Origin of the sequence: Pandoraea sp. 64-18 (assembly GCF_001899225.1) — a bacterium.
GTDB lineage: Bacteria > Pseudomonadota > Gammaproteobacteria > Burkholderiales > Burkholderiaceae > Pandoraea > Pandoraea cepalis.
Map to the genome: position 1 here is coordinate 356,239 of NZ_MKVU01000020.1, position 12,637 is coordinate 368,875.

The following is a 12,637-nucleotide window of genomic DNA, read 5'->3' on the forward strand; positions in this document are numbered from 1 at the left end:
GCCCGCCCATCGCCCTGGAATTCTGCCGCCATGACTACCGCGCCGATCCTTCGTAGCGCCATGACCGGCCTGGTCCTCGCAGGGGGGCGAGGCCAACGCATGGGCGGACGCGACAAAGGCTTGCAACGATTCGCCGGCCGAACGCTGGTCGAGCACGTCCTCGAACGAATGCGGCCACAGGTCGCGACGTTGCTGATTAGCGCCAATCGACATCACGATGCCTATGCCGCGTTCGGCGAGCCAGTCGTGTGCGACGCGACGCCGGACTTCGCTGGCCCGCTCGCCGGCATGTTGGCCGGCCTGCGCGCCACGCGCTCGGACTACCTCCTCACCGCACCGTGCGACTCACCCTACCTCCCCGAGGATCTTGGCGAACGACTGGCGGCCGCGTTGAGCGCCGCTGGCGCCGACGCCGCCGCACCGCCTCTGGCGGCCTATGCCGTCACGCCACAGGGGCCGCATCCGGTCTTCGCCCTCTTGCATCGCACGCTCGCCGACGATCTTGCCGCCACGCTCGCGGCCGGCGAACATCGCGTCAGGGCGTGGCTGGCACGCCACAAGGCCGTACAAGTTCACTTCGGCGACGAGCGTCCGTTTTACAATGTCAACACGCTGGACGACCTCCAACCCGATACCTCCAATAGGCCCGATACGTCCGACACGCCGCGCGCGCCCTGACATTGCGGACACCGACGCGGCCCGATCTGTCGCCACCGCATTGACGGGATTCATGCCGGGGACTTGCCGGATGACGACGCCACACCATGACTACACTTGACGAAGCCCTGGCCGGCTTGCCGGACTACGACCCCAACCATATGACGGTCGAATCGGCGCGCGCCATCATTGCGCGCACCGCGCGTCCGGTGTCTGCCATCGAGCAGGTCGCCGTGCGCAGCGCGCTGGGCCGTGTGCTGGGTCGCGACGTCACGTCGCCGCTCGACGTTCCCGCTTTCGAGAATGCCGCCATGGACGGCTATGCCTTCGCCGGCAGCGTGCTGGCCGCCGGGGGCGACGTGCGCCTGCGCGTGGCCGGCCGCTCGTTCGCCGGCCATCCGTTCGACGGCGTGGCCGCGCCCGGCGAATGCGTGCGCATCATGACCGGCGCCTTGCTGCCCGCCGGCTGCGACACCGTCGTCCCCCAGGAACAGGTGCGGCGCGAAGGCGATACCGACATCGTCACCTTTGCGGCCAACGCCGTCACGCCCGGACGCCACGTGCGTCACGTTGGCGAGGATCTGGCCGCCGGCCACACGGCGCTGCATGCGGGCAAGCGGATTCGCCCGGCCGCGCTCGGCCTGCTCGCCTCACTGGGGATTGGCGAAGTGCCGGTGCGCCGCCGCATTCGCGTCGCGTTCTTCTCGACGGGCGACGAACTCCGCTCGGTGGGCGAACCACTCGCGCCGGGCAATCTCTACGACAGCAACCGCTACACGCTGTTCGGCATGCTACAACGTCTGGGTGCCGAGGTGCTCGACCTGGGCGTCGTGCGCGACGACCCGCAAGCGATCGAGGACACCCTGCGCACCGCTTGCCGCGACGCCGACGCCGTCATCACGTCGGGGGGTGTCTCCGTTGGCGAGGCCGATTTCACCCGTGAGATGATGACGCGCCTGGGCAATGTCGTCTTCTGGAAGATGGCGATGCGCCCGGGCCGACCGTTCGCCTTCGGCGAACTCGAGACCGACGGCCATCGCGCGCTGCTCTTCGGCTTGCCGGGCAACCCGGCCGCCGTGATGGCGTCGTTCTACCACCTGGTTCGAGACGGGCTGTTCGCGCTGATGGGCGCCGAACCGCAAGTTACGCCTAACCTGCCGGTGCCGACGACCACGGCCATTGCCAAGCGTCCCGGCCGGACCGAATTCCTGCGCGGCATTCTCGCCGCCGACGCGCAAGGCCGCTGGCAGGTGACGGTGGCCGATGCACAAAGCGCCGGCATTCTGCGCACGATGAGCGAAGCGAACTGCTTCGTCACGCTAGGCACCGCTCGCGGCGATGTCGCGGCGGGCGAATTGGTCGACGTCATCGCGTTCGACGGATTGGTTTAGCGCGAGTCTCTCGAATCCCCCCTAAAGCGAAGCAGCGAAATTGCGATATATTGCCGGCGTCGGCGCTTCGACGATGTCAGCACCCAACCGAAAGCACACGTCAATGACAACAAAAAAGCAAATCACGTATATCAGTCCTGGCCAGACGGCCAAAGCGCTGGTGCTGGTCTATCTCACTTTCAGTATTCCGATGGTGCTTCTGGCCTTCCTCGCAGCGTTCTACCGCTACGGCGAACTCCCGGGTCTCGCCTTCATTTCCGCGCTGGTCCTGAATGCCATCGTCGGTTTTGTGCTGCTCTGGGTCGCCTGCCATGCCTACAACTGGGTGGCGGAGCGCTTCGGCGGCATCGAAGTTGCCCTGAGCGACATCCCCGACGAAGAGTGCTGACCTTCACACGGATTTCCCTGCCCCATGTCCTTGACCCTGTGTACCGCCAAGGCCGACGACGTCGGCGCGATTTACGGCCTGATGCGAGAACTGGCCGTCTATGAAAAGTTGTTGGATATTTTCGAAGCAACGCCCCAGAGCGTGCACGAGGCACTGTTCGGGCCCGCGCCGGCAGCTGAATGCCTGATGGCGAAGTGGGATGGCGAGGCGGTCGGCTACGCGCTGTACTTCCACAACTTCTCGACGTTCCTCGGACGGCGCGGCCTGTACCTTGAAGACGTCTACGTACAGCCATCGATGCGCGGCAAGGGCGTAGGACAGGCGCTCATGCGTCAATTGGCCGGCATCGCCGTCGAACGAGGTTGCGGACGCTTCGAGTGGACCGTGCTCGACTGGAATCAGCCGGCGATCGACTTCTACACCTCGCAAGGCGCGACGGTGCTGCCCGACTGGCGCGTGGTGCGCATGACAGGCGAAGCACTCGAGCGGTTCGCCAATCGCGGCGAATCCCCCGCACCCCGAGCGTTCTGAGCACGCCACGGATTGGGAAATTCGGGAACGCTGCGAACGTCATCCATGCCGGGACTGTCAGGCGCGTCTTGAACGTCCCGCGTCCGCAGGCGCCTCCGCGCGACTCGCCCTACCGGGCGCTCACGTCTCGTCGTCGGCCTCCATCTCCACACCGAGCAGTTCGACCGCCTGTTCACCGGGCAAGGCTTCCACCGACTTGAGCTGACGCGCCATCGCGCGCGTGCGCACCTCGGCCCTGTCGATCGAACGGGTCACCGTCTCCAGTTGCGCCTTGGTCTTCGCGAGCACATCACCGAACTTGGTGAACTCCGTTTTCACCGCGCCGAGCACCTGCCAGACCTCACTGGAACGGCGTTCGATCGCGAGCGTGCGGAAGCCCATCTGCAGGCTGTTGAGCAGCGCGGTCAACGTTGTCGGGCCCGCCACGGTCACGCGATAGTCGCGCTGCAACAGATCCGAGAGTCCCGGACGCCGCAGCACTTCGGCGTAAAGCCCTTCCGTCGGCAGGAACAACAGCGCGAAGTCGGTCGTGTGCGGCGGTGCGAGATACTTGTCCGCGATGGACTTCGCTTCCAGGCGGATGCGTGTCTCCAACGCCTTCGATGCCTCTTCCACTGCCGCCAAATCGGCACGCTCCTGCGCGTCGAGCAGGCGCTCGTAATCCTCACGCGGGAATTTGGCGTCGATCGGCAGCCAGACCGGCGTGTTGCTGTCGCCGTTCTGTCCCGGCAGCGCAATCGCGAACTCCACCCGCTCGGCACTGCCCGGCTTGGTCGCAACGTTCTTGGCGAACTGGTCGGGCGTCAGCAGTTGCTCAAGCAACGCCTGTAATTGCACTTCCCCCCAGATGCCTCGCGTCTTCACATTGGTCAGCACGCGCTTGAGATCGCCCACGCCGGCGGCGAGCGTCTGCATCTCGCCCAGGCCGCGATGCACCTGCTCCAGCCGGTCCGAGACCAGCTTGAACGACTCGCCGAGTCGCTGCTCGAGCGTGGCATGGAGCTTTTCGTCGACGGTGCGGCGCATTTCTTCGAGCTTCGCCGCGTTGTTGACCTCGATGTCCTTGAGCTTCTGTTCGAGTGTGGCACGCACTTCGGCCAGGCGCCGCTCGTTGCCCTCGGCCAATTGTGTGAGTTGTTCATGCTGCGCCTCACCGAAGCGGCGCAACGTCGACGCCTGCTCTTCTCGCATCTGCTGTCCGTTTAGCACCAGGCTCTGACGCACCGCGTCGAGCTGGGCAGCATTCGTTTCGGTAAGCTTCGCCAACTGTTGTGCAAACGCGTCGATCTGGTTGTTCTGCACCGTCGCCACGCTCGTCATCTGCGCGGCCAGCGTCTGCTGGAACTGCGCCATCTGCGCGCTTTGCTCGCCGCGTGCGGCACGCGCCGTTTCCGCGAACTCCTGGCGCAGGCCACGCTCGCTGCGATCGGCCGCCTGAAGCAAATCATCCCGGACATGGGCCAGCGCGTCGACGAGCGTCTCGCGCAACGTCGAATCGCCGCCGCGCTGCCAGACCTTCACCGCAATCGCGATCATCACCAACAAGTTCAGCGCTGCCAGCGCCACCCACCCCATCTCTACCATCGCGTTGCGACTCCCGTTGATGCCCTTCGATCCTGCTGCCGATGCCGGCCCATACCTGCCGATGCCTGCAGGGTGCCGCTACGATCGGCGCGCCGCCGGGTTCAGCAGGCACGGCGGCTTGCCCGCCGCCGCCCCGAATCCCAACGCCGCAATCAGATTGTCGGCCGCCAGACTTGCCATGCCGCGACGCGTCGCCACCGAGGCACTCGCGATATGCGGCGTCAGCACGACATTCGGCACCTTGAGCAAATCGGGATGCACCTTCGGCTCGCCCTCGAAGACGTCGAGGCCCGCAGCGGCAATCTGCCGGCCCGCAAGGGCGGCCGCGAGCGCCGCGTCATCGACAATGCCACCGCGCGCCAGATTGACCAGCGTTGCCGTCGGCTTCATGAGGGCCAACTCGGCGGTACCCACCGTGTGATGCGTTGCGGCCGAGTAAGGCAGCACGAGGATGACGTGATCCGCCGTGCGCAGCAGCGTGTCCTTGTCGACGAAGCTTGCCTGGCATGCCGCTTCCGTTGCCGCATCGAGACGCGACCGATTGTGATACACAACACGCATGTTGAAGCCGATGGCGCGGCGCGCAATCGCCTGTCCGATACGGCCCATGCCTATGATGCCCAGCGTGCTGCCATGCACGTCGGCGCCGAGAAACATATCGTAGGCCCACTTATCCCAATGCCCTTCGCGCAACCACCGCTCGGACTCGGTCACGCGACGGGCCGTCGCCATCAACAGCGCCCAGCCGAAGTCGGCCGTCGTCTCGTTGAGCACGTCGGGGGTGTTCGTCGCCATGACGCCGGCGGCGGTCATCGCGTCGATATCGAAGTTGTTGTAACCCACGGCCATATTGGCCACCACACGCAGCTGTGGCGCACCGGCGAGCACCGATGCGTCGATGCGCTCGCTCGCCGTGGTGATCGCGCCGGCCTTGTCGGCCAGACGTGCGCGCAATTCGTCGCTCGAATACACGGTATCGGCGTCGTTGCGCTCGACCTCGAAATACTGCGCAAGACGCTCGATCACGTCGGGAAAAATAGCTCGGGCTACCAGGATCTTCGGTTTCACCAGTTGTCTCCAAAGGTTGACCGCGTCACACCATCGCGGCTCAGAAGAATATCAGGGTCGTCAATACGAACAGCGGCAGCAGAATCGCGCCCGACCACAGCATATAGCCAAAAAAGCTCGGCATGCGAATGCCGCGTTGCTCCGCGATGGCTTTCACCATGAAGTTCGGCGCGTTACCGATGTAGGTGTTAGCGCCCATGAACACCGCACCGGCCGAAATCGCCGCGAGCGTTGCCGCACCGGTGGTCATCAGCGTTGCGGCATCGCCACCAGCGGTATTGAAGAACACGAGATACGTCGGCGCATTGTCGAGGAACGACGAGAGCAGGCCCGTCGCCCAGAAATACATGACGTTGTCCGGCGCACCGCCCGGCCCCGTGACAAGACGAATGACCCAGCCAAGCGCGCCGGCTTCCCCCGCGCGCAGAATGGCAACCACGGGGATGATAGTCAGGAAGATGCCGGCGAACAGCTTGGCGACCTCCTTCATCGGCGCCCAATTGAAATCGTTTCCCTCGCGCGCCGTGCGCGGCGTGATCGCCAGCGACATCAACGTCACCACGATCAGCCCGACGTCGCGCGCGAGGTTCTGCAACGCGACCGGTGTACCGAAGATGTCGAACTCGACGCCCGGCTTCCAGACCCCGCTCATCAGCACGAGCCCCACGGCAGCGGCAAGCAGCACGAAGTTACGCTTGCCTTCGAGTCGCAGCGGCGCGGAATGCGGCGTCGGGTCCATTGCCTCGATCAGAGGCTCGCTCTTCTGCCGGAAGTAATAGCTATCGATCAGGAAGAACAGCACCAGCAGCACCGCGCAGATGAACAGCGTCTCAGGCCAGATGTGCGCGGTCGTCCAAAAGAAGTCGACCCCTTGCAGGAAGCCAAGGAACAGCGGCGGATCGCCCAGCGGCGTCAGCGAGCCTCCGGCGTTCGCCACAAGGAAGATGAAGAACACGACGACGTGCACGTTGTGTTTGCGGTTGTCGTTCGCGCGGACAAGCGGACGGATCAGCAGCATCGCCGCGCCCGTCGTGCCCATGATGCTGGCCAGCACGGTGCCCAGCGTCAGCAGCCCGGTGTTGAGCCACGGCCCGCCGCGCAGGTTGCCATGCACGCAGATGCCGCCGGCAGCGGTGAACAGCGCCGTAAGCAGAACGACAAACGGTATGTACTCCGCGACAACGGCATGCACAGCGCCATACCAGGCCGCGCCCACGCCGAACACCAATGCGAATGGCACCAGGAATGCCGCGCCCCAGAACGCCGCGATCTTGCCGAAATGGTGATGCCAGAAAGCCGGCGCCAGCAGCGGCCCAATCGCGATCGAGAGCAGCAGTCCGGCAAACGGCACGCCCCACCAGGCGACGAGTTGTGCGCCGTCCGGCCCGGCAGCAAACGCCGCGGGGCTCGCCAATGTCAGCCCCGCCGCTCCCAATACGCGCCCTATCCCCTTGTGCATTGTTCTTGGTTCCTATTGATTGATCGTCGACGATGTACGAGTCGCCCGCAAAGCAGGAGTGCCCGAAATGGCGCAACCTTGGGAAATATCTCAAACCAAGGTCCCGCACGGCCCGGCGGATCAAATACCGAAGCGGGCGGGCGATTCTCGAAAGCCTTCCCCCCATCGCGTATTTGCATTCGCGCTGGTGCAAGGAGTCATTGGGTGTTGGCCCGCGGTCGCGGGCCGATGCGACGGCGTCGTGCCTCAGGCACCGTCGACGATGATGAGATGCACTCGGTAGGGACCGTGGGCGCCCAGCACCAGCGTCTGTTCGATGTCGGCCGTCCGCGACGGGCCCGCAATGAAGTTCGTGGCTCGAGAGAGTTGACCGCGCTCGCTACGCATGAGCGCGAAGCCGTCCTCGTGGCCGGCGACGATGCGCGACGCGGGCACAACCGCGATATGCGTTTCGGGCAACAGGGTGGCCGACGCAAATGTCTCGGGGCCCGACATCATCATCAACGCGCCGGTTTCAGCGATGGCGCAGAAGCAACCGGTGATGCCGACCAGATCGTCGCCCTGCGGCTTGCGGAATTCCACGCGACACCCCGCATTCGCCCAATCGAGTTCGCGCAAGGTCGGCCACGCCACCGCCTGGTCCGTGAGGCCGTTGGCCTGCAGATACGTCGCGGCCGCGGGCGGCACGTCGCTCATGCCCGGCACGCGCGCGATCGTCGTCGAGAGCGCCTGCGCCTTGTCGATGAACGTGGCGACGAGATCGTCCGACATGGCCGGACGCGGTCCCTGCGGATGCCGTGCCAGGTAGTCCTCTGCCGCCGCCTGCTCGTTCGCGCGCGCGGCATCGGGACGATGCTGAGCATTGCGGATGCGGGCAAAGATGCGATTGCGGGCGTCGGAGGTATCCATGGGCTGTCCTGTGAAGCCGACGTGCCGGTGTGCGGCCAACGTCGTCGCTTATCGTCTCTCGAAAGGCCACCGTTGCAAGTTCGGCGGGCGATGCGCAATTATAACGGCTGCCCTTGCGGGCGCGACGCACGTTCGCGCACTATCGGAATGCTCTGGCGCGACGCTCGGACCAGGCGGCAGGCATCGAACGTCACACGCCGGCCGCTGACGCCGGCGCGATCTCGAATACCTGACGCAGATACGCCAGATAAGCATCGTCGTCGCACATATTCTTGCCCGGCGAGTCCGAGAGCTTCGCCACCGGCTGACCGTTGCAGCGCACCATCTTGATGACGATCTGCAACGGCTGATAGCCCAGATCGTTGGTGAGGTTCGTTCCCACGCCGAAGGCGAGCTTGCAACGGTCGCGGAACCGCTCGAAAAGCTGCAGGACCTTCGGAATATCGAGGCCGTCCGAGAAGATCATGGTTTTCGTATGCGCGTCGACGCGATTCTCTGCGTAGTGCGCCAGCAGGCGCTCACCCCAGACGAACGGATCGCCGGAATCATGACGGGCACCGTCGAACAGCTTGCAGAAATACATATCGAAGTCACGCAGAAAGGCGGACATACCGTAGACGTCGGACAGCGCGATGCCTAGGTCGCCGCGATACTCCTTCGCCCACGTCTCGAAGCCGAAGATCTGTGAGTCGCGCAGACGCGGCCCGAGCGCCTGACAGGCCTGAAGGTACTCATGGGCCATCGTGCCGAGCGGCGTGAGCCCGAGCTTGAGCGCGTAGTACACGTTGCTCGTGCCCGCGAACTGTTCGCCCAGTTCGTCGCGCAGCGTGAGAATCACTTCCTCGTGCCACTCCTTCGAGAAGCGGCGTCGCGTACCGTAATCGGCGATCTTGCAGTCGCGATAATCGACGCGGCCCGCCAGCATGCCGATCTTGTCCTTGAGCCGCTGACGGCCTTCGTCGTAGGCGGGCTTGCGCTGTGTGTTGCGGAAATACACTTCGTTGACGATGGCGAGCACCGGGATCTCGAAGAGGATCGTATGCAGCCACGGCCCGCGAATCGTGATGTCGATCTCGCCGTTGCCCTTTGGCGAGGGCTGCACCGTGATGTACTTCTCGTTCAGATGGAACAGGTCGAGAAAGTCGATGAAATCGCTCTTGATGAAGCGCATCGCACCGAGGTAACGAAGTTCGGACTCGGTAAAACGCAGCCCGCACAGCAGGCGGATCTCGTCGCGAATCTCGTCGACATACGGCGTGAGGTCCACACCTTCGGTGCGACACTTGAAGCGGTATTCGACTTGCGCTGCGGGAAAATGATGCAGCACCACTTGCATCATCGTGAACTTGTAGAGATCGGTATCGAGCAGCGACGTGATGATCATGACGACAGACTTCGCGAGGAACACGCAACAGAAAGCAGCGCACGCTGCCGATCGGCAAGACAGCCACGACGCGGCGCGCGGGAAGAGCAGACATCGTACCGCAAAGCGGTGTCACGCAGGACGTCCGCGCCGGGCACCGGGTGACGCCGCGGCGTGCGCGCGAAGCGCTTCGGCTCTCGCACCTGCCGCCCCTGGCTGCGTTACAATAACGCCTTTAACGGCCGTTCGAAGCCGTTTCGCGCCCTACTCTGGAGTTGTTGGCATGACGCACGTTGTCACCGAAAGCTGCATCAAATGTAAATACACCGATTGCGTGGACGTCTGCCCCGTGGACTGCTTCCGCGAAGGCCCGAACTTCCTGTCCATCGATCCGGACGAGTGCATCGATTGCGCCGTCTGCGTGGCCGAGTGCCCGGTGAACGCCATTTATGCCGAAGAAGACGTGCCGGGCGACCAGCAAGCCTTCATCGCCTTGAACGTGGAACTGTCCCCGAACTGGCCGAGCATCACCAAGACCAAGCCGTCCCTGCCCGACGCGGATCAGTGGAAGGACGTCACCGAAAAGCTTCATTTGCTCGAGCGCTAAGCCTCGGGCGACTTGGGCGGACGTCGCGCGCCACGCGCAGAAAAATGCGCACCCGGTGTTGACAGTGTGCGAACGCCGCCCCTATAATCTCTTTCTCTTTTGATCCCCGATAGCTCAGTTGGTAGAGCGCCGGACTGTTAATCCGTAGGTCCCTGGTTCGAGCCCAGGTCGGGGAGCCAAGCATTTCAAAGCGATGGCCTCGCGCACGCGAGGCTTTTGTTTTAGTCGATGCGCCGTGACAGCGGCGTGCGGCACCCAAGTTTGATCCTCGATAGCTCAGTTGGTAGAGCGCCGGACTGTTAATCCGTAGGTCCCTGGTTCGAGCCCAGGTCGAGGAGCCAAAACGCAGAAAGCCTCGCCGATCGGCGAGGCTTTTTTGCTTTCGGTGGCGCCCGCAGCATCGGTCGAACACCCCCTCCCGCCGAGCGCGCAAACAAAAACGGGGCACCGTCTCCGGCGCCCCGCTCTCTGACTTCCTGAACAACGTGCTTACTCGCTTGCGGGCGCCCCCATCGCGACCGGGCGATTCGCCGAGGCCTGCACCTCGTTGCTGTTCACGCTTTCAATCCAGCGTCGGCGCATCGGCGCGAGCACGAACTTCGCGCCCACGGCCGCGGCGATGCTGATGATCGCCGCCGCGATAAACACACGATCCCAGTGACCGCCGACGGCGAGCACCGAGGCCAGCGGCACCAGCAACGATGCCGTACCCTTGGCCGTGTACAGCGTACCCGCGTTCGACGCCGCGTTCTTGCTACCGAACGTGTCCGCACACAGCGCCGGGAAGATCGAGAAGATCTCGCCCCAGCACAGGAACGTCATCGCGGCGAAGAACACGAACATGTACGGGTTCTGACCGAAGTGCATCAAGCCCAGCATCGCCAGCCCTTCACCCAGGAAGATGATGAACATGGCGTTCTCACGTCCGATCTTGTCCGAGACGAAGCCGCACAGCGGGCGTGTAAAGCCATTGCACAGATTGTCGATCGACAGCGTCATCGTGAGCAGCGGCAGCGTCGCACCGAAGAGGGTCATCGGCATCGATGCAATACCGAAATCCTTCGCGATCGGGCCGATCTGCGCCGTCGCCATCAGACCGCCAGCGGCCACGGCGACGAAGCAAACATAGATCACCCAGAACACCGGCGTACGAATCATCTGCCCCGAGCTGTAGTCCACCTTCGTCGACAGAGTGCGGCGCGACACGGTCAGGCCCTTCGGCGCACGCGGCTTCACGAGCAACAACGCGAGGATGAAGATCGCCACGCCCTGCACGATGCCGAAGTTGAAGAACGCTGCCTCGTAACCCGATCCGCGGATCATATTGGCAATCGGAATCACCGTGATCGCGGCACCGGCGCCGAACCCGGCGGCGGTCAGACCGGCGGCCAGACCGCGCTTGTCCGGGAACCACTTCAGTGCGTTACCCACGCAGGTGCCATACACGCACCCAGCGCCAATACCCGCGATCACGGCCGCCGTGTACAGCACGGCGAGCGTTTCGGCGTACGAGTACATGATCCACGACAGGCCAACGCAAATCGCGCCACCCGCCACCACCGGCCGAGGCCCGAAGCGGTCAACCAGCCAGCCTTCGATCGGCACGAGCCAGGTTTCCACCACGATGAAGATCGAGAACGCCACCTGAATGGCCGCGACACCCCAGTGATGCTTCGCCTGCATCGGCTCGACGAACAACGTCCACGAATATTGCAGATTGGCCACCAGGCCCATACAGATGATGCCGATCACCAGTTGTGACCAGCGCCCTCCCAGAAAAGAGGTCTTCTCCTCCGGTTGTCCATTTGCTTGCATGACTTGCCTCCTGTTCCTGTCAGACGATTGACGCCGGCCCGCGCTTCGTTGTGCGGTACCCGCCGTCATCGCGTGCCGTCTCGCGCCCCAACGTGGGGGAATCGCGCATACGACACGCCTCCTGGCGCTACATGCGGCTCATGCGTGGCCGCTTGATCACGGAACGCTACCTGGCGGCGCGCTCGCAGGGCTTGAGCCCCGGCTGACTGACTTTCGGAAGCGCCAAAGGACGCTTCCGGCCCCCACTTCGGCGCGGCGACGCAGGCTTTAGGCCCGCGCCGGCAAGTTGCCGGCTGCCGAAGGGTGACGGGTGAATCAATTCGAGTGGGAAACGGCCTGCGCTGTCAGCGGGTCGCGATGGATTCCCATGAGTCACATCGCAGGCCACGTCCCATCACTCAGGCGAGCGCGCCTCGCAGACGCGTGATCGCCGGATCGCCTGCCCACAACGGGCGGCAGGGAGATGAGGAAGACCGTAGCGCTGAACCACCAACTCAGACGCCAACGGCGGATACGACAGGGCAGCCGGTGCGGATAAACCGTCGCATGAATGCTGCCCGAAAGGAAATGCGTGCTTACCCAACGAATGTCTCCAGAAAATACGGCGTCAATTCAGCCCTTGCCCGAAGGAATTCACGAGTCTTATCGGGACCATTTTGACGCTCTTCATCTGATATACAAGATTCAATATATCGAATTAAGTATTTTTATGGTTCCAAAAGTAGTCCATGACCGGGGCACTGTCAACCCGAGAGCGCCCACATTCCGGTTGCCGTCGGCCCCGATTCGGACGCCTGGACGGCGTCGGGGTAAGCGCCCGATAACCGGCAAACGCACGGAAATCGGGGCCTTGCAGGACATTGCG

The 12,637-nt window shown here is 63.9% G+C and carries 11 protein-coding genes and 2 tRNA genes; 7 read left to right on the forward strand and 6 right to left on the reverse strand.

The genetic code is table 11. The features are described 5' to 3' along the window. The first annotated feature begins 30 nt into the window (after nucleotides 1–30). The 4 genes from mobA (at nucleotide 31) to BGP02_RS18710 (ending at nucleotide 2,967) form a co-directional block, all read left to right on the forward strand. Entirely contained in the window at nucleotides 31–678 is a 648-nt protein-coding gene (gene mobA / locus BGP02_RS18695) for a molybdenum cofactor guanylyltransferase MobA (RefSeq protein WP_051060075.1), read from the forward strand. 86 nt (nucleotides 679–764) lie between these two features. Further along, complete coding sequence (moeA, locus tag BGP02_RS18700; protein WP_286798969.1) at nucleotides 765–2,048, forward strand: molybdopterin molybdotransferase MoeA; 1,284 nt, start codon at nucleotides 765–767, stop codon at nucleotides 2,046–2,048. Nucleotides 2,049–2,151: 103 nt separating this feature from the next. Continuing rightward, nucleotides 2,152–2,436: a hypothetical protein gene (locus BGP02_RS18705; RefSeq protein ID WP_017232487.1), complete on the forward strand. Its 285-nt coding sequence runs from the start codon at nucleotides 2,152–2,154 to the stop codon at nucleotides 2,434–2,436. 24 nt (nucleotides 2,437–2,460) lie between these two features. Further along, a complete protein-coding gene (locus tag BGP02_RS18710; protein WP_286798970.1) occupies nucleotides 2,461–2,967 on the forward strand; it encodes a GNAT family N-acetyltransferase in 507 nt (168 codons plus the stop codon). 120 nt (nucleotides 2,968–3,087) lie between these two features. On the opposite strand, the gene BGP02_RS18715 is transcribed toward BGP02_RS18710, so the two are convergent. The 5 genes from BGP02_RS18715 to pncB all read right to left on the reverse strand — a co-directional run bounded on the left by BGP02_RS18715 (nucleotide 3,088) and on the right by pncB (nucleotide 9,371). Continuing rightward, nucleotides 3,088–4,542 carry a DNA recombination protein RmuC gene (locus BGP02_RS18715; RefSeq protein WP_017232485.1) on the reverse strand — a complete coding sequence of 485 codons (1,455 nt, stop codon included), beginning with the start codon at nucleotides 4,540–4,542 and terminating at the stop codon, nucleotides 3,088–3,090. Nucleotides 4,543–4,629: 87 nt separating this feature from the next. Continuing rightward, nucleotides 4,630–5,622 (reverse strand): 2-hydroxyacid dehydrogenase, encoded by a 993-nt coding sequence (locus BGP02_RS18720; RefSeq protein WP_286799096.1) that lies wholly within the window; start codon nucleotides 5,620–5,622, stop codon nucleotides 4,630–4,632. 37 nt (nucleotides 5,623–5,659) lie between these two features. Continuing rightward, nucleotides 5,660–7,078, reverse strand: coding sequence for a sodium:proton antiporter (locus BGP02_RS18725; protein ID WP_286798971.1), 1,419 nt, complete (start codon nucleotides 7,076–7,078; stop codon nucleotides 5,660–5,662). Nucleotides 7,079–7,324: 246 nt separating this feature from the next. Further along, a complete protein-coding gene (locus BGP02_RS18730) occupies nucleotides 7,325–7,987 on the reverse strand; it encodes a LutC/YkgG family protein (RefSeq protein WP_017232482.1) in 663 nt (220 codons plus the stop codon). Nucleotides 7,988–8,177: 190 nt separating this feature from the next. After that, nucleotides 8,178–9,371, reverse strand: coding sequence for a nicotinate phosphoribosyltransferase (gene pncB / locus BGP02_RS18735; RefSeq protein WP_017232481.1), 1,194 nt, complete (start codon nucleotides 9,369–9,371; stop codon nucleotides 8,178–8,180). A 262-nt stretch (nucleotides 9,372–9,633) separates the two neighbouring features. Between pncB and fdxA the strand changes: the two genes are divergently transcribed. From fdxA to BGP02_RS18750, 3 genes are all read left to right on the forward strand, one after another. Beyond that, nucleotides 9,634–9,957, forward strand: coding sequence for a ferredoxin FdxA (fdxA, locus tag BGP02_RS18740; RefSeq protein WP_017232480.1), 324 nt, complete (start codon nucleotides 9,634–9,636; stop codon nucleotides 9,955–9,957). A gap of 103 nt (nucleotides 9,958–10,060) precedes the next feature. Further along, nucleotides 10,061–10,136 (forward strand) — tRNA-Asn (locus tag BGP02_RS18745). Nucleotides 10,137–10,222: 86 nt separating this feature from the next. Then, a tRNA-Asn gene (locus BGP02_RS18750) sits at nucleotides 10,223–10,298 on the forward strand. Between the two features lie 148 nt (nucleotides 10,299–10,446). Here BGP02_RS18750 and oxlT read toward each other — a convergent pair. Next, nucleotides 10,447–11,772, reverse strand: coding sequence for an oxalate/formate MFS antiporter (gene oxlT / locus BGP02_RS18755; protein WP_150563682.1), 1,326 nt, complete (start codon nucleotides 11,770–11,772; stop codon nucleotides 10,447–10,449). Between the last annotated feature and the right edge of the window lie 865 nt (nucleotides 11,773–12,637).